This is a genomic window from Methylovorus menthalis, from assembly GCF_020523625.1.
Classification (GTDB): domain Bacteria; phylum Pseudomonadota; class Gammaproteobacteria; order Burkholderiales; family Methylophilaceae; genus Methylovorus; species Methylovorus menthalis.
Genome location: NZ_JAJAQH010000006.1, coordinates 634,318 through 651,290 on the forward strand (window position 1 = coordinate 634,318; position 16,973 = coordinate 651,290).

Genomic DNA, 16,973 nt, shown 5'->3' on the forward strand with positions numbered 1-16,973 from the left:
CTCTCGTTTTTTGTGCACGCGCAGGGCGGAAAAAGCGCCCCGAATCGGGTAAAATTGAGCCCATGTCACAACCCACTTTCATACACCTGCGTTGCCACAGTGAATACTCCGTGGTGGATGGCACGGTGCGCATTGGCGACTATGTCAAGGCGGCCGCGGCTGACCGCATGCCAGCGCTGGCGCTGACCGATCTCAGCAATCTCTTTGGTGCCGTCAAGTTTTACAAATCCGCCCGCGGTAAAGGCCTGAAACCCGTGCTGGGCTGCGATCTGTGGCTGGAAAATGAAACCAACCGTGACCAGCCGTATCGATTGCTGCTGCTGTGCCAGACGCACGCAGGCTATCTCAAGTTATGTGAATTACTCAGTCGTGCCTATCTGGAAAACCAGCACCGCGGCCGCGCCGAAATCAAACGCCAGTGGCTGGTAGAGGCAGGCAGTGATGGCCTGATCATGCTTTCTGGCGCCATGGCGGGCGATGTTGGTCAGGCGATATTGCAAGGCAATCAGCAGGCTGCGCTCGCCCTGGCCCAGCAATGGGCAACGCTATTCCCCAACCGTTTTTATATCGAGCTGCAACGTGCAGGCCATGCCCACCAGGAGTTTTATATTGCTCGCGCGCTGGCGCTGGCAGGAGAGCTGGATCTGCCAGTGGTGGCCACGCATCCTGTGCAGTTCATGCAGGCGGATGACTTCAAGGCACATGAGGCCCGCGTCTGTATCGCTGAAGGCTATGTGCTGGCCGATAACCGTCGTCCCAAGCATTTCACGCCAGAGCAGTTTTTCAAGACCCAGGCCGAGATGGCGGCCCTGTTTGCCGATGTGCCGCAGGCATTGGCCAATAGCGTGGAAATCGCCAAGCGCTGCAACCTGACGCTGACGCTGGGCAAAAACTATCTGCCGCAGTTCCCTACGCCGAATGGCGAAAGTCTGGATGAATATCTGGTGGTGCAGGCCAAGCTGGGGCTGGAGAAGCGCCTGCAGGTACTGTATCCGGATGAGGCCGTACGCGATGAAAAACGCCCTGTCTACCTTACCCGGCTGGAGTTCGAGACCAATATCATCATCCAGATGGGGTTCCCCGGCTATTTCCTCATCGTGGCCGACTTTATCAACTGGGCCAAGAACAATGGCGTGCCAGTGGGGCCGGGCCGGGGTTCCGGTGCGGGCTCCGTCGTGGCCTACAGCCTGGGCATTACCGATCTGGATCCGCTGCAATATGCCTTGCTGTTTGAGCGCTTCCTGAATCCTGAGCGGGTTTCCATGCCCGACTTCGATATCGACTTCTGCCAGGAAGGCCGCGATCGCGTCATTGATTACGTAAAGCACAAATACGGCCTGGCATCGGTATCGCAAATCGCCACTTTCGGGACCATGGCCGCCAAGGCCGTGATCCGCGACGTGGGCCGGGTGCTGGACCTGCCGTTCAACTTTGTCGATGGCATTGCCAAGCTGATTCCCAATGAGCTGGGTATTACCTTGTCCGATGCGCTGGAAAAAGAGCCGCAACTCAAGGAGCGGCGCGAGCAGGAAGAAGAGGTCAACGAACTGCTGGAGCTGGCGCTCAGGCTGGAAGGCCTGACCCGCAATATCGGCATGCACGCTGGCGGGGTGCTAATCTCGCCCGGCAAGATATCTGATTTTTCGCCTGTGTATTGCCAGCAGAATGGCGAAAGCCTGGTCAGCCAGTACGACAAGGATGATGTGGAAGCCGTCGGCCTGGTGAAGTTCGACTTTCTGGGCTTGCGCACGCTGACCATTCTGGCGATGGCACTGGAGAATGCCAACGCCCAGCGCGCGCTCAAAGAGCTGCCGCCACTGGATTTCGAGACCTTGCCGATCAACGACAGGCCGACCTACCAGTTGCTGAAGTCTGCCAATACCACGGCCGTGTTCCAGCTGGAATCGCGCGGCATGAAGGACATGCTTAAGCAGGCCAAGCCGGATTGCTTTGAGGACATCATCGCGCTGGTGGCGCTGTATCGTCCGGGCCCGATGGACCTGATCCCCGATTTCTGCCGCCGCAAACACGGCCAGCAGCGGGTGGAATATCCACACCCGGCGACTGAGCCCATCCTGAAAGAAACCTACGGCATCATGGTGTATCAGGAACAGGTGATGCAGATTGCCCAGGTGGTGGCGGGTTACAGCCTCGGTGGCGCCGACTTGCTGCGCCGCGCCATGGGTAAAAAGAAAAAAGAGGAAATGGACGCGCAGCGTGCCGTTTTCGTCGAGGGTGCAGTTAAAAATGGCACGCCGGAAAAGCAGGCGGCCGAGCTGTTTGACCTGATGGAGAAGTTTGCCAGCTACGGCTTCAACAAGTCGCACGCGGCAGCTTATGCCTTGGTGGCGTACCACACGGCTTATCTCAAAGCGCATTACCCGGCGGCTTTCCTCGCTGCCACCATGTCGGCGGACATGAACAATACCGACAGCGTGCACATCTTTTACGATGATTGCGCGGCAAATGGCGTGGAAGTGCTGGCGCCGGATATTAACCAGAGCGAATTCCGCTTCAAGCCAATCAGCGACAAGCAGGTGCTGTATGGCCTGGGTGCCGTCAAAGGCACTGGCTGGGCGGCGATTGAGGTGATCCTCGCCGCACGCGAAGCCGAGGGGCCATTCAAGGACCTGTTCGATTTCTGCCGCCGTCTGGATCTGCGCAAGGTCAACCGCCGCGTGATCGAGTCGCTAATCCGCGCTGGCGCATTCGATAAGCTGGAACCCAATCGCGCCGCCTTGCTGGCCGGCGTCAGCCTTGCCATCAGCGCGGCGGAGCAGAGCGGTGCGGCCAGTGGGCAGGATAGTCTGTTTGGGGAAATGTCGGATAGCGTGGCGCACACCCTGCCCAAGGTCAATGCCTGGACTGAGCAGGAAAAACTGCAACAGGAAAAGTCAGCCCTGGGCTTCTACTTCAGTGGCCACCCGTATGAAGGCTACAAGCGTGAGCTGGCAACCTTTGTCCGCACCACGCTGGGCAACCTCAAGCCGCAGGATCAGCCACAGCTGCTGGCTGGCGTGGTGATGGGTATCCGCATCCGCATGACGCAACGCGGCAAGATGGCGATTGTGACGCTTGATGATGCGACATCGCGCATAGAAATCGTGGTAGGTAATGAGTTGCTCAACCAGAGCCAACACCTGTTGAAGGAAGATGCGCTGGTGATCGTGGAAGGGCGCGTTAGCAATGATGACTTCTCTGGCGGTTTACGCGTGAATGCGCGCAAGGTCTACGATCTGGCGGCCGCCCGTAGCGCCAATGCCAGCCTGCTCAAGATTTCGTGCAATGGTCAGGCCGATGCCGGACGCCTGCGCGAGATTCTGGCGCCATACTGCCGCCAGGGCGGCGAAGAAGAGCGCCGCCATTGCGCCGTGAAGATCGAATATCACAACGGCAGTGCCCGCGTGGAGCTCATGCTGGGCGAGCAATGGCGGGTGGAATTGCATGACGAGCTGTTAAGCAATCTTAAGGGCTGGTTAAGCGAAGATAATGTTAAAATCCTTTATAATTAAACCAGTTTAGAAAACGGTAGAGTTTGCATGGCCAAAGATATGAAAACGAGTTTCCTGGAATTTGAGCAGCCGATTGCCGAGCTGGAAGGCAAGATCGAAGAGCTGCGTTACGTTCAGGATGACTCTGCGCTGGATATTTCGGAAGAAATTGACCGCTTGCAGCAAAAAAACCAGACCCTGACCAAGGAAATCTACAGCAAGCTCAATGCCTGGCAGATTTCCCAGGTGGCACGCCATCCGCAGCGCCCCTACACCCTGGATTACATTCAGGGCATGTTTACCGATTTTGAAGAATTGCACGGTGACCGCGCATTTGCCGATGATCCTGCGATTGTTGGCGGCCTGGCCCGGTTTGAAGGCCAGCCCGTGGTCGTGATCGGCCATCAAAAAGGCCGTGATGTGAAAGAGCGGCAATACCGCAACTTTGGCATGCCGCGGCCTGAAGGCTATCGCAAGGCGCTACGTCTTTATCGCCTGGCCGAGAAATTCAGCCTGCCCATTATTACCCTGATTGATACCCCGGGCGCTTATCCCGGAATTGGCGCGGAAGAGCGCGGCCAGTCCGAAGCCATTGCACGCAACCTGTTCGTCATGGCTGAGCTGAAGACCCCTATCATCGGTGTCATTATCGGTGAGGGTGGCTCTGGCGGCGCACTGGCACTGGGCGTGGTCGATCATCTCATGATGCTGCAATACTCCACTTATTCCGTAATCTCACCTGAAGGCTGTGCTTCCATTCTGTGGAAAAGCGCGGACAAGGCATCGGTTGCTGCTGAAACACTCGGAATTACCGCTACCCGTCTCAAGACTGCGGGCCTGGTGGACCGTATCGTCAGTGAACCCATGGGCGGCGCACACCGCAATCCCGAAGTCATGATGCAGAATTTGCGTCGTGCCATTGGTGAAGAGCTCCTGCGCTTGCAGGCCGTGCCTGTTGATCAGTTGCTTTCGATTCGTTATGACCGCCTGATGAGCTACGGTGAGTTCAAGGAAGTTACTCTCAAATAGACAAATCGCCGCCTCCGTCGATGTCACATCCTGCCGCCCCGGGTTCTGCCGGGGCGCTTGCTTCCTCCCGCTTGCAGCAACACCTGCAGCAATTCATTACCCATCACTCTATTGAAGGTCATTTGCTCATCGCACTTAGCGGTGGTCTGGATTCCTGCGTTTTGCTGCATCTGTTCGCGGCTTTTCACAATAGCCCCGGCATCCGGCTGTCCGCCATGCATGTGCATCATGGCTTGAGTCCGCATGCCGATCAGTGGGCGGAGCATTGCCGGCGCCTATGCGCCAGCCATGCTATCCCCTTGCAAGTCGTGCGTGTGCATGTGCCGTGCGATAGTGGGCAGGGGCTGGAAGCTGCTGCGCGGCATTTGCGTTATGAAGCCCTGCGGGGGGCGCAAGCCGATTATGTGGTGCTGGCCCATCATCAGGATGACCAGGCGGAAACTGTCATGCTGCAGCTGCTGCGCGGGGCGGGCATGCGCGGTCTTGCCGCCATGGCGAGCCATGATGCCCAGCAACGTCTGCTGCGCCCCTTGCTGGATATTTCACGCGCGCAGCTGGCCGCTTACGCAGCTGAGCATCAGCTGGGATGGGTGGAGGATGAAAGCAATCACGACACCCATTACGACCGCAATTTTTGCCGTCAGCAAGTGTTGCCCATGCTGGAGCAACGATTTCCTGGCGCACGCAAGGCGCTGGCGCGCAGTGCGCTGCATGCGGCTGAAGCCGAGAGCCTGCAGATGGCGCTGGCGGAGCTGGATGCGGCGGAGGCCTTGCGCGGGGATGCTTTGAACGTCGCCAGCTTGCAGGCGCTGGGCGAGGTGCGTGCGCGCAATCTGCTGCGCTGGTGGCTATCGTCCCGCTTGCGTTACCTGCCGCACCGCGAGCATCTGCAGGAAATGCTGCGGCAATTGCTAACAGCAGCAGACGATGCCAAGCTCGCCTTGCTGCTGGATGGCGAGCTTGGGCTGTGGCTACGCCGTTACCGCGGGTATGCCCATGTGGTAGTCGACCTCAAGACCGCAACCATGGATATTGCATGGGATCAACAGCCTGTCGTCGCCTTGCCCGACGGCAGTCAGCTTTACTTTGAACAACGGCGCGGTGTCGGATTGGCGCTTGATCGCCTGTCCGGTAAAACCCTCCGTATTCGTCACCGGCAAGGCGGCGAGCATTTCAAGCCCCATGCCAATCGGCCAGGCCGATCACTCAAGCATTGGCTGCAGGACGCTGCGATGCCTCCGTGGCAGCGCGAGCAGTTACCGCTGGTGTTTGGTGATGATGAACTGATCTGGGTGCCGGGTATCGGCATGGCGAGCCATTTGCAGGCGGAAGCACATGAAGACGGGCTGGTCATCCGCTGGAGCGGCAACCCTTGGATGGACTCGAATTAAGGCGTGATTTTCAGCGCGGGCGCCAGCACTTTCCATACATTATCCAGCAGTCGCTCCTGGGCTTCGGCACGCGGGTGCAGGCCATCATCCTGATTCAGACTGGCATTGCCTGCTATGCCTTCCAGCAGAAATGGCACTAGCGGCAATTTATGCGCTTCAGCCAACTCGCGAAAACTGGCATTGAACGATTGCGTATAACGAGGGCCATAGTTGGGGGGAATCATCATGCCGATCAGGATAGTCTTGGCCTTGGCAGCCTCGTTGGTGGCGATGATCTTGTTGAGGTTTTGCTGCATCTGCTCGACGGGAAGCCCGCGCAGGCCATCATTGGCGCCAAGTTCCACCAGTACCAGGGAAGGTTGATGCGTGCGCACGGCCTCGGCGATGCGGCTCAGCCCACCGCTGGTCGTTTCGCCGCTGATGCTGGCATTGACGACGCGATGTGGCAGCCCGCGTTGTTGCAGGCGCTGTTGCATAAGGCTTACCCAGCCCGATTCACGCGGAATCCCATAGCCAGCCGACAGGCTGTCACCGAACACCAGAATGACGGGTGCAGTATTGCTGGATGGCGGAGCCGCCAGTGCGGTGAGCGCCATGCAACACGAAAAAAACGTAATGATCAGTAAACGGAAAATCATGCAGAAACCTTTGGCAGTTGAAGCAGTAAAACTCGATAAACATGTTAACAGCAATGGTAATCCGCTGGTCATCCTGAGCGGATTAGACCTGGTGATTGCGGCAGGTGAGCGGATTGCCATTGTGGGCAGTTCCGGCTCTGGCAAATCGACCTTGCTGGGCTTGCTCGCCGGGTTGGACAATCCCAGCCAGGGGAAAGTGCTGATTCAGGGGCAGGATATCGCCCCGCTGGATGAAGATGGTCGCGCTGCCTTGCGCGCACGCTGTATGGGCTTTGTCTTTCAGTCGTTTCAGCTCTTGCCTACGCTGACGGCGCTGGAAAATGTCATGCTGCCCTTGCAGTTGGCTGGTCGTAACGATGCAAAATCACAGGCCACGGCTGCCCTGGAGCGTGTCGGGCTAGCGCATCGCCTCTCGCATTATCCACGCCATCTATCAGGTGGCGAGCAGCAGCGCGTCGCCATCGCGCGGGCATTTGCTCCGCGGCCTGCCATCCTGTTTGCCGATGAGCCAACAGGCAATCTGGATGCGGCCACCGGCGAAAACATCATCGAGCTCTTGTTCGCGCTCAATGCGGAATTCGGCACCACGCTGGTACTGGTGACGCATGATCTCAAGCTGGCGAATCGGTGCGGCCGGGTGCTGAGCCTGCAACAGGGCCGTATTGTTGAGCTGGCAGGTGTGGCATGAGTCTGGCATTCAATCTGGCCTGGCGTCAGCTTCGCAGCCAGTGGGCAGCAGGCGAAATACGGGTACTGCTGCTGGCCCTGATCATGGCGGTGGCGGCGACCACCTCCGTTGGTTTTTTTACTGACCGTATTCAATCTACCTTGGCGCGGCAGGGCGCCATGCTGCTAGGCGCAGATGCCGTGATCGCGGCCGATCACCCAATTCCTCCTCGCTTTGCCGAAGAGGCCAGGCAGGCGAATATACAGATCAGCAATACGCTGGAATTCCCCAGCATGGTCTTGAGTGGTGACCGCAGCCAATTAAGTGAAATCAAGGCGCTGGGCGCAGGCTTTCCTTTACGTGGCTCGTTGATGATTCAGCAGGGCGGTGGCGATGCGCATGAGGCACAAGGGATTCCCTCTCCGGGCACGGTATGGATAGGACCCCGGCTGGCGAATAGCCTGCAATTGCAGGAGGGGGATAGCCTTGAGCTTGGCAATAGTCATTTCAAGGTGAGCGCTATTCTTTATAGCGAGGCATCCCGTGGGGGCGATATGTTCAGCTTTGCCCCCAGGGTGATGATGAACGCGGCGGATGTGCAGGCGACGGGTCTTGTCCAGTTTGGCAGTCGGGTGAAATACCAGCTGCTGCTGGCAGCCGATGCCGGTGCCATGAAAGCCTATACCGACTGGGCGCAGCCGCAGCTGGCACGCGGTGAACGGTTGCAGGATCTGGCGACAGCCCGGCCGGAAATCCGCAATGCCCTGGAGAAAACCCAGCAATTCCTGGGTCTGGCCGCCATGGTGAGCGTGGTGTTGGCGATGGTAGCGATGTTTCTGGCGGCCATGCCGTATGTGCAGAGCAGTCAGGATAGCTATGCGCTGATGCGTTGCTTTGGCGCATCCGGCCAGCTGATCTCCCGAATACTTTTGTTACAGACGCTGATGCTGGCTGTGATCGGCAGTGCGCTGGGCAGCCTGCTCGGGTTTGTCGGGCAGCTCGGCCTGGGCTGGCTGGCGGGCAAGCTGTTTGTGGAAACGCTGCCAGCGCCGAGCTGGCAACCTGCACTTGCTGGATTTGTTGTCGGCTTTGCTACCTTGCTGGCGGTGATGTGGCCCAGCCTGCTGCGTTTGCGCAACGTTCCTGCCTTGCATATCCTGCGGCAGGATATCGCTTTGCCCTCATGGTCCGCGCTCTGGCAATACGCCCCCAGCGTGTTGCTGGCCTTTGGTCTGATCGCCTGGCATGCCGGGGATGTCAAGCTCGCTCTGGCTGCAATTGGTGGTTTCTCGGCTCTGGTTGTCGCAGTACTGGGATTAACCCGATTGTTGCGGCGCTTGCTGCTCGCATTGCCGCAACAGCAATCTGGCGCAGTGCAACTGGGTCTTGCCGCCATACGGCGTCGGCCGCGGCTATTCATGGCGCAGGTGCTGGGTTTCAGCTTGGGCATGGCGGCGCTGATGCTGCTCGCTCTGATACGCGGCGATTTGTTGCACAACTGGCAATCGTCACTGCCACCAGATGCGCCAAACAGGTTTGTGATCAATATTCAGGCAAACCAGCTGGATGCGATCAAGGCATTTTTCAAGCAGGAAGGCATGCCTGCGCCGGAGCTGCATCCCATGGTTCGCGCACGCCTGACGGCGATTAACGGCAAGCCGCTGGATATTGCCAGCTACAAGGATGAGCGGGCCAAGCGGCTGGCAGAACGCGAATTCAATTTATCTTGGGCTGCTGACATGCAAGACGATAATCGCTTGCTGGCAGGGGAATGGTGGACGCCAGGACAGGCGGGCCAACCGTTACTTTCTCTTGAACAAGGTATCGCCGATATGCTGCATGTGAAGCTAGGTGACCATCTGAGTTATGACGTCGCCGGGCAACCGCTGGAGCTGACGGTCAGCAGTTTGCGCAAGGTGGAGTGGGACACCATGCGGGCGAATTTCTTTGCCCTGACACCGCCGGGTGTGCTGGATGCCATGCCGGCCAATTACCTGACCAGCCTGCATGTACCGCGAGATCAGGAAAACATGCTTAACCGACTAGTGCAGCAATTTACCAATCTGACCGTAATTGATGTGGCGGCAGTGCTGGAGCAGGTGCAGGCGATCATCGACAAAATGACGAGCGCTCTGCAGTATATTTTTGCCTTTAGCGTATTGGCAGGTTTGACCGTGCTCTATGCTGCCTTGATAGCGACACGCCGAGAGCGCGTGAAAGAGGCGACCCTGTTGCGGGTGCTGGGCGCCTCCACCCGGCAGATCCGGCAAAGTGTATGGGTTGAGTATCTTGCAGTGGGCTTGATGGCGGCTTTGGTTGCCAGCCTGATTGCCAATGGCCTGGCTTTTTATATCAGTCGGCAGGTGCTTAACATTGCTTTCAGCTTTAACTGGCAGACCAGCCTTTTCACTATTGGCTTGGCGATGCTATTGATTCCGATGGCGTCCTGGTGGGTGTTGCGGCGCTTTTTGCGCTTTTCGCCACGCGAAATTCTGCATAGTACCTAACCACCAAAATGGTTGTAATTGGTTGTATATAGCCAATATGGTGGTTATATACAACCAATTTGGTTGTAGAATGCAGCCATGTCATCCGTGCTGAATTTTATTTCCATGTTTAGTATTAAAGGCTTATCTCTTTCCCTTGTTCACTGGCATGAAACTTGTGTAACAGCTAACGTTTTTAACAGTGGAAATTAGTGGAGAGACCATGAATCAAACAACCAAATTCCGCCTAAACGCGGGAGCGGTGATAGTGGCCAGTTTGTTTGCCCTGCCGCATTTTGCGGTGGCGGAAACAACAACGCAATCTGCCGAAGAGCAGAAAGCCGACACGCTCAAAGTCAAAAAGCTGGAAGTTGTCAGCACGACGCCCCTTCCTTCTATCGGTTTGCCGCTTGAGCAAGTGCCTGCCAATATCCAGATCGTCAAAGGCGAGGATATGCGCAATCAAGGCAGCCTGACCATTGCCGACTACATGAACCAGAACCTGGCCGGTGTAAACGTCAATGACACCCAGAACAATCCTTTCCAGCCAGATATCAACTTCCGTGGTTATTCTGCCTCTCCATTGCTTGGCACGCCGCAAGGTCTGTCTGTATTTGTCGATGGCGTGCGTGTGAATGAGCCCTTTGGTGACGTTGTCAGCTGGGATCTGATCCCGATGAATGCCATTCAGGGCATGTCGCTGATCCCCGGTTCCAATCCATTATTTGGTTTGAATACCCTGGGCGGTGCTATTTCTATCCAGACCAAGAGCGGTCGTACCAACCCGGGTGGTGCAGTGGAAGCCTATACCGGCTCCTGGGGTCGCAAGGCAGCTTCCGCCGAATACGGCGGTGTGTCCAAGGATGGTTCGGTGGATTACTTCTTCTCCGCCAACTCCTTCACGGAAGACGGCTGGCGTAATTACTCCCCCACCGATGTTCGCCAGGTATTTGGCAAGGTGGGCTGGCAGAATGAAACTACCCAGATCAACCTCAGTTACACCGGTGCTGACAATGACATGATCGGTAACGGCCTGACGCCCAACAACATGTTGCGCACATTGGGTCGCGATACCATCCTGACCCGTCCTGACCAGACCCGTAACACCATGTCCATGCTGAATCTGAATGGTGCACACTGGTTCAGCGACGATGTGATGCTGAGCGGCAATGCCTATTTCCGTCATGCCAAGACCAAAACACTGAATGGTGATGGTAATGATGATGTGGTATCCGAGGATAATGCTACCGAAGATAATGGAGGTGTTACTCCGACTAGCGGATTTTTCGGTGATGGAACTTGTGTTGCTGGCGCAGATGGCGAAGATGCTGAAAAGTCCTGTGCTGGTGCTCTTAATCGCAGCAAGTCAAAGAAAAACAGCTACGGCTTTACCACTCAGCTGACATTCAACCAAGATTGGTTGCAGAAAAAGAACCAATTCATTGTCGGTTTTGGATATGACTACAGTAAGACACGTTTTAGCCAGTCGACAGAATATGGCAACCTGAATGGGTCACGTGGCATTGACGGCCTTGGTATTCTGTCCGAGGAAGCGGCCGTCAATCTGACCGGCAAGACCAAAACCTGGAGCGTATTTGCGACCGATACCCTGTCGCTGAATGAGTTCTGGCATCTGACTGGTTCTGCCCGTTACAACCACACCAAGGTTGAAAACACGGACCATCTGATCCCAACTGGTGAAGAGTCCTTGTCCGGTGACCATAGTTTCAATCGTATCAATCCAGCAGTGGGCATCAACTTTACGCCTACACGTGATCTGACGGTTTATGGTTCCTACAACGAAGGTAGTCGTGCGCCAACCGCGATTGAACTTGGCTGCGCCAATCCTGCTCAGCCCTGCAAATTGCCCAATGCCATGGCGGGTGATCCACCACTCAAGCAAGTCGTTGCCAAGACATATGAAGCAGGTATGCGTGGTAACCTGACGCAAGATGTGCGCTGGAACGCCAGTGTATACCGTGCGCAGAACACGGATGATATCCAGTTCATCTACGCTAACTCTACTGGTCTTGGTTATTTTGATAACGTAGGCAAGACCCGTCGTATTGGTTTGGATACCGGTTTGAGTGGTCGATATGGTGCATTTGACTGGAACGTGGGTTATAGCTATATCAAGGCCACCTATGAAAGCGACTTCACGATTGCCAATGAAGTGAATACCTCTTCTGATGGTGACTCGATCCAAGTACGCAAGGGCGATAACATGGTAGGTATCCCACGTCATCAGTTCAAGCTCCGTGGTCAATACTCCATCACACCTAAGTGGGTGGTTGGTACCAATATTGTGACCTTCTCTGACCAGTATGCCCGTGGTAACGAAAACAACCAGGACGAAGGTGAAGGCGCCAAAATCGGCGGTTACACCATTGTCAACCTGGATACCCGTTACAACATCGGCAAGGGCTGGAGTGTGTTTGCCAAGGCAATCAATGTCTTTGATCGTGAATACAGCAATGGCGGCATGATCGGAGAAACGTTCTTTGGCGCCAATGGTGCTTATTTGGCGGGCGAAGATGAACGTGCAAGCCTGCGTTCTCCTGGCGCTCCTCGTGCTGGCTGGATCGGCGTACGTTGGGAATTTGGCGGTGCCAAGCCTAGTGTTGCAGATGCCAACTAAAAGCTGATTCCTCATGCAAGCAATGATCATGGACGAACCTGGTGCAATGAATGCAAGTGTGAAGCCAAGAATGCGGATATTGCTTGTAGAGGATGAAGCAGTATTTGCTCGTGCCGTAGCTAAACGTCTGCAAAAGGCGGGCTACGAGTGCGAGCATGCTGAGTCGATAGCAGACGGTCGTGCATTGGCACGGCAGTTTGCTCCCGACCTGGCATTGCTTGATATGCGATTGCCGGATGGAAACGGACTTGAACTGCTTTCTGATCTGGTAGCAAAAGGTGTTGCCGTGATTGTGCTCACGGCCCATGGCGATGTGATGGATGCCGTCAATGCCATGAAGCAAGGGGCGACCGATTATATTAAGAAACCGGTGGACCTTGAAGAACTACTCTTGGCGATAGAGAAAGCTGAAAACGCGACGCATCTCAAACGCCAGCTGGACTACTCGCGCCAGCGCAATTCCCACGAAACTGAAAATATCGAAATGCTGGGGGAAAGTGCCCCCATACAAGCTATCCGAACACAGGTGGAGCGCATTGCCCAATTGGTTTCTGTTGAGGCCGCTCCGCCTACCATCCTGATTTCCGGCGAAACCGGTACCGGAAAGGACGTGGTGGCACGCCTGCTACACCAGTCCTGCAAGAATAGTGATCGCCCGTTTGTGCATGTGGATTGTGCATCCTTGCCGAGCGAGCTGATCGAAAACGAATTGTTTGGTCATGAGAAGGGCGCATTCACCAGTGCGCAGAATGCGCGTTGTGGCCTGATTGAGGCCGCGGAAGATGGCACGCTTTTTCTGGATGAAATTGGCGAGTTGCCATTGACCCTGCAAGCCAAGTTGCTGAATGTGCTGGAGCGGCGCGTGGTGCGCCGCATCGGCTCTACCAAAGAGCGCCCGGTGATGGCGCGCTTTATTGCCGCCACCAACCGTGACTTGCAGCAGATGGTGATTGATGGGCGCTTTCGCTCCGATTTGTTTTATCGTTTGAATGTCTTATCCCTTAGCATGCCGCCTCTGCGTGAGCGTGGCGGTGATGTGCTTTTGCTCGCACAGCATTTTGCGACGCAGACCGAGCGCCGGTATGGTCTTGAGAAGCGGGTGTTTTCGCCCGAAGTGACCGATATGCTGATGCGCTATCGCTGGCCTGGCAATGTGCGCGAGTTGCGCCATCAGATCAGCCGAGCAGTACTGCTCAGCAAGACGGCACAGGTCAGGATTCAGGATGTGGCGCTGCCCGTCGAACTGGTGGCGAACGTCAAACTGACGACCACCGCAACGGAAGACGTTGCTGCGGCTACCCGCATGACACTGGATGCCGCCGAAAAGCTCATGATAGAAAAAACCCTGGAACAAACGCATTTCAATATTTCCGAAGCGGCACGTCAGCTCGGCATTACCCGCATGGCGATGCGCTACCGCATGGAAAAACATGGCATTCGTGCCTGATCCATCCCCGATCTCCTAATCAAAACACGCTTCACGCGGCATAGGTGAAGCACCTGCCCGCATGATAAAATGCACGCTTCATTCCGCCGGAGCGATCATGAATATTGGTACCCCCCTCACGCCCAGTGCAACCCGCGTCATGCTGCTTGGCAGCGGTGAGCTAGGCAAGGAAGTCATTATCGCCTTGCAGCGCCTTGGCGTTGAAGTGATCGCCGTTGATCGTTATGCAAATGCGCCTGGACATCAGGTTGCCCATCGCAGCCATGTGATCGACATGACCGATGCCGATGCCCTGCAAGCGCTGGTCGCCCTGGAAAAGCCCCATCTGATCGTTCCCGAAATCGAGGCCTTGAATACCGAGATACTCGCTCGCATTGAGGAGCAAGGCCTGTCAACGGTGGTGCCCACCGTGAAAGCGGTGCAGCTCACCATGAATCGTGAGGGCATACGCCGTCTTGCCGCTGAAACCTTAAGCCTGCCTACTTCCCCTTATTCCTTTGCCCGTAGCGAGCAGGAGCTGCAGGCGGCGATTGACAACGGTATCGGCTATCCCTGTTTTGTGAAACCGACCATGTCATCCTCCGGCAAGGGGCAATCGCGCATTACCTCGCCAGATCAGGTTGCAAAGGCCTGGGATTACGCTGCCAGTGCAGGGCGGGTCAATCAGGGGGTCGTGATTGTGGAAGGCCAAATTGATTTTGATTTTGAAATTACCCTGCTGACCTTGCGTGCTAAAGACTCTACCGGTGCTACCCAGACCTATTTTTGCGAGCCGATCGGCCATCGCCAGGAAAGTGGCGATTACGTGGAAAGCTGGCAGCCGCAGGCCATGACGCCTCAGGCCTTGGTCGAAGCGCAGCGTATTGCCAAAGCCGTGACCGATAGCCTGGGAGGGCTGGGCTTGTTTGGGGTGGAGCTATTTATCAAAGGTGACCATGTCTGGTTCTCCGAAGTCAGCCCGCGTCCGCATGATACCGGCATGGTGACTATGGCCAGCCAGCGCTTTAACGAATTTGAACTGCATGCCCGCGCCATTCTGGGCTTGCCGGTTGATACGCGCATGCTGGCACCAGGGGCCAGTGCCGTTATCTATGGTGGTGTAGATAGCGATGCCCTGGTGTATGAAGGACTGGACGCCGCCTTGCGCGTACCAGAGGCTGATATTCGTCTGTTTGGCAAGCCCGAGTCATTTGTACGTCGCCGCATGGGGGTAGCACTGGCAACAGCACCTGGCGTGGACGAAGCGCGCGCCCGAGCCCACCTCGCCGCCTCCTTGGTCAAACCCAGGGCGGCATGATGCTGGACAAGATAGGCGAACCCGGCAGCAGCAAGGCCACGTTTTTTGAATTGTTGGGTGGTGTGGAGCAGATTCGGGCGCTGGTGGAGCGTTTTTACGATGTAATGGACAGCGACCCCAAGGCCGCCAATCTCCGCGCTATCCACGCGGCTGACCTCACCGAAGCGCGTGAGAAGTTATTCATGTTCCTGACGGGCTGGACTGGTGGTCCACAGCTTTATATCGAGCGCTATGGTCATCCATTTTTGCGTCGTCGCCATATGCCCTTTGAGATTGGCGAAGAGCAGCGCGATCAATGGATGTACTGCATGGTGCGTGCCATGCACGATATAGGCGTGGAAGAAGAGGTTATGCGCAAACTGGCAGAGGCCTTGTGGGGCGTGGCCGATTTTATGCGGAATAAGCCTGGTTGATTTAACGGGCAATTGAATAAAGAAAAGGCCGCGAATGCGGCCTTTTAATTTTTACATCATGATGCTCTGCTGAGTGCTAGTCGCGTTTCAGCAAGCCACCAAGCAATGCTGCCACTTCTTTCTTCTGCTTGTTGCGTGCCAGGCCCATGGATTGTTTCACCTCGGCATTGCCGGAAGGTTCATAGGGCTTGTCAAACCAGGGGTCCTGATTTTTGCGTGGGGCAGGTGAGCGCGGAGCGGCGGGTTTGCGATCTGTGGATTCGGCGCGTGGCTCACGGGCTTCTCTTGCGCGCTCGCGAGGCCTTTCTGCTACCACAGCAGTTTCCCGGGGAATCTCGCGCTTGATCAGCTTTTCGATTTCCTTCAGGTATTTTTCTTCTTCAGGGCATACCAGCGAAATTGCCGTGCCTGAAGCGCCAGCCCGGCCAGTACGACCAATGCGATGCACATAGTCTTCTGGCGCGCTTGGCAGTTCAAAGTTGATCACCATGGGCAGCTGGTCAATATCCAGTCCGCGTGCAGCAACATCCGTTGCTACCAAGGTGGTTACCTTGCCCTGCTTGAAGGCTTCCAGTGCCTGCATGCGTTCCTGCTGACTTTTGTCGCCATGGATCGCATCTGCTGCAATGCCTTCGCGTACCAGTTGCCGCGCCAGACGACTCGCCGTCAGCTTGGTTTTGGTGAATACGATGGTTTGCTCGCTGTTGCTTTCCAGCAGCAGCTTGGCCAGGAAGCTATCCTTGCCATCTTTGTCGAGCTGATACACCTTCTGCGTCACTTTGTCAGACGCTGCATTGCTGCGAGCGACTTCGATCAGCTTGGGGTTGGTCAGAAACTCTTCGGACAGTTTTTTGATGTCGTTGGAGAAGGTGGCCGAGAACATCAGGTTTTGCCGCTTTTTAGGCAGCAGCGCCAGAATGCGCTTGAGGTCAGGCATAAAGCCCATGTCCAGCATACGGTCCGCTTCATCCAGAATCAGGATCTGCACTTGCCCCAGTTGCACGGTGCGTTGTTCCACGTGGTCCAGCAAGCGACCAGGGGTCGCTACCAGAATTTCCACGCCCTTCATCAGGCTGGGAGTTTGCGTCTTGATATCAACGCCGCCGAATACCACCAGCGAGCGCAAGGCCGTATGCTTGGCATACACCTTGACGCTTTCCTCTACCTGAATGGCGAGCTCCCGTGTAGGCGTCAGTATCAACGCCCGCACCGGATGGCGGGCTGGCGATGCACTGCTGCTCGCCTGCGGCAATAGCTTTTGCAGCAAGGGCAGTGAAAAAGCGGCTGTTTTACCAGTACCGGTCTGAGCACCGGCCATCAGGTCGTGCCCTTGTAGCACGACGGGAATGGCCTGCGCCTGAATCGGCGTTGGTACGGTGTAGCCAAATTCTTCCAGCGCCTTGAGAATTTCAGGCGCCAACCCCAGGTCTGCGAAACGAATGTTTTCTGTACTCAATGTAGTCTATGGGCTTTATT

Annotated in this window: 11 protein-coding genes; 9 read left to right on the forward strand and 2 right to left on the reverse strand. The window is 56.2% G+C overall.

Annotated elements, in window-relative coordinates; all coding sequences use genetic code 11:
• Window positions 1-62: 62 nt before the first annotated feature.
• From dnaE to tilS, 3 genes are read left to right on the forward strand one after another with little or no spacing between them, the layout of a single operon-like run.
• Window positions 63-3,512 (forward strand): DNA polymerase III subunit alpha, encoded by a 3,450-nt coding sequence (gene dnaE / locus LG204_RS08835; RefSeq protein ID WP_230336928.1) that lies wholly within the window; start codon window positions 63-65, stop codon window positions 3,510-3,512.
• Window positions 3,513-3,551: 39 nt separating this feature from the next.
• A complete protein-coding gene (locus LG204_RS08840) occupies window positions 3,552-4,520 on the forward strand; it encodes an acetyl-CoA carboxylase carboxyltransferase subunit alpha (RefSeq protein ID WP_230336929.1) in 969 nt (322 codons plus the stop codon).
• Window positions 4,521-4,540: 20 nt separating this feature from the next.
• Entirely contained in the window at window positions 4,541-5,911 is a 1,371-nt protein-coding gene (gene tilS, locus LG204_RS08845; RefSeq protein WP_230336930.1) for a tRNA lysidine(34) synthetase TilS, read from the forward strand.
• On the opposite strand, the gene LG204_RS08850 is transcribed toward tilS, so the two are convergent.
• On the reverse strand, window positions 5,908-6,549 hold the full coding sequence (locus LG204_RS08850; protein WP_230336931.1) for an arylesterase: 642 nt from the start codon (window positions 6,547-6,549) through the stop codon (window positions 5,908-5,910). The genes tilS and LG204_RS08850 overlap by 4 nt on opposite strands.
• Between LG204_RS08850 and LG204_RS08855 the strand changes: the two genes are divergently transcribed.
• The 6 genes from LG204_RS08855 to LG204_RS08880 all read left to right on the forward strand — a co-directional run bounded on the left by LG204_RS08855 (window position 6,548) and on the right by LG204_RS08880 (window position 15,497).
• Complete coding sequence (locus LG204_RS08855) at window positions 6,548-7,237, forward strand: ABC transporter ATP-binding protein (RefSeq protein WP_230336932.1); 690 nt, start codon at window positions 6,548-6,550, stop codon at window positions 7,235-7,237. The two genes, LG204_RS08850 and LG204_RS08855, sit on opposite strands and share 2 nt — an antisense overlap.
• On the forward strand, window positions 7,234-9,723 hold the full coding sequence (locus tag LG204_RS08860) for an ABC transporter permease (protein ID WP_230336933.1): 2,490 nt from the start codon (window positions 7,234-7,236) through the stop codon (window positions 9,721-9,723). The genes LG204_RS08855 and LG204_RS08860 overlap by 4 nt, the downstream gene beginning before the upstream one ends.
• Before the next feature lie 202 nt (window positions 9,724-9,925).
• Window positions 9,926-12,340 (forward strand): TonB-dependent receptor, encoded by a 2,415-nt coding sequence (locus LG204_RS08865; protein WP_230336934.1) that lies wholly within the window; start codon window positions 9,926-9,928, stop codon window positions 12,338-12,340.
• Between the two features lie 13 nt (window positions 12,341-12,353).
• Window positions 12,354-13,787, forward strand: a complete 1,434-nt coding sequence (locus LG204_RS08870; RefSeq protein ID WP_230336935.1) for a sigma-54-dependent transcriptional regulator — start codon at window positions 12,354-12,356, stop codon at window positions 13,785-13,787.
• Between the two features lie 97 nt (window positions 13,788-13,884).
• The gene (gene purT, locus LG204_RS08875; RefSeq protein ID WP_230336936.1) at window positions 13,885-15,084 is read left to right on the forward strand and encodes a formate-dependent phosphoribosylglycinamide formyltransferase; all 1,200 of its coding nucleotides are present in this window, start codon (window positions 13,885-13,887) and stop codon (window positions 15,082-15,084) included.
• Window positions 15,084-15,497, forward strand: a complete 414-nt coding sequence (locus LG204_RS08880) for a group II truncated hemoglobin (RefSeq protein WP_230337873.1) — start codon at window positions 15,084-15,086, stop codon at window positions 15,495-15,497. The genes purT and LG204_RS08880 overlap by 1 nt, the downstream gene beginning before the upstream one ends.
• Window positions 15,498-15,573: 76 nt before the next feature.
• Here LG204_RS08880 and LG204_RS08885 read toward each other — a convergent pair whose 3' ends face one another.
• Window positions 15,574-16,953 (reverse strand): DEAD/DEAH box helicase, encoded by a 1,380-nt coding sequence (locus tag LG204_RS08885; RefSeq protein ID WP_230336937.1) that lies wholly within the window; start codon window positions 16,951-16,953, stop codon window positions 15,574-15,576.
• Between the last annotated feature and the right edge of the window lie 20 nt (window positions 16,954-16,973).

Bases quoted from the DNA above. Each gene is read 5' to 3' on its own strand.
- dnaE (WP_230336928.1), top strand. From the start codon at position 63: ATGTCACAACCCACTTTCATACACCTGCGTTGCCACAGTGAATACTCC.
- LG204_RS08840 (WP_230336929.1), top strand. From the start codon at position 3,552: ATGAAAACGAGTTTCCTGGAATTTGAGCAGCCGATTGCCGAGCTGGAA.
- tilS (WP_230336930.1), top strand. From the start codon at position 4,541: ATGTCACATCCTGCCGCCCCGGGTTCTGCCGGGGCGCTTGCTTCCTCC.
- LG204_RS08855 (WP_230336932.1), top strand. From the start codon at position 6,548: ATGCAGAAACCTTTGGCAGTTGAAGCAGTAAAACTCGATAAACATGTT.
- LG204_RS08850 (WP_230336931.1), bottom strand. From the start codon at position 6,549: ATGATTTTCCGTTTACTGATCATTACGTTTTTTTCGTGTTGCATGGCG.
- LG204_RS08860 (WP_230336933.1), top strand. From the start codon at position 7,234: ATGAGTCTGGCATTCAATCTGGCCTGGCGTCAGCTTCGCAGCCAGTGG.
- LG204_RS08865 (WP_230336934.1), top strand. From the start codon at position 9,926: ATGAATCAAACAACCAAATTCCGCCTAAACGCGGGAGCGGTGATAGTG.
- LG204_RS08870 (WP_230336935.1), top strand. From the start codon at position 12,354: ATGCAAGCAATGATCATGGACGAACCTGGTGCAATGAATGCAAGTGTG.
- purT (WP_230336936.1), top strand. From the start codon at position 13,885: ATGAATATTGGTACCCCCCTCACGCCCAGTGCAACCCGCGTCATGCTG.
- LG204_RS08880 (WP_230337873.1), top strand. From the start codon at position 15,084: ATGCTGGACAAGATAGGCGAACCCGGCAGCAGCAAGGCCACGTTTTTT.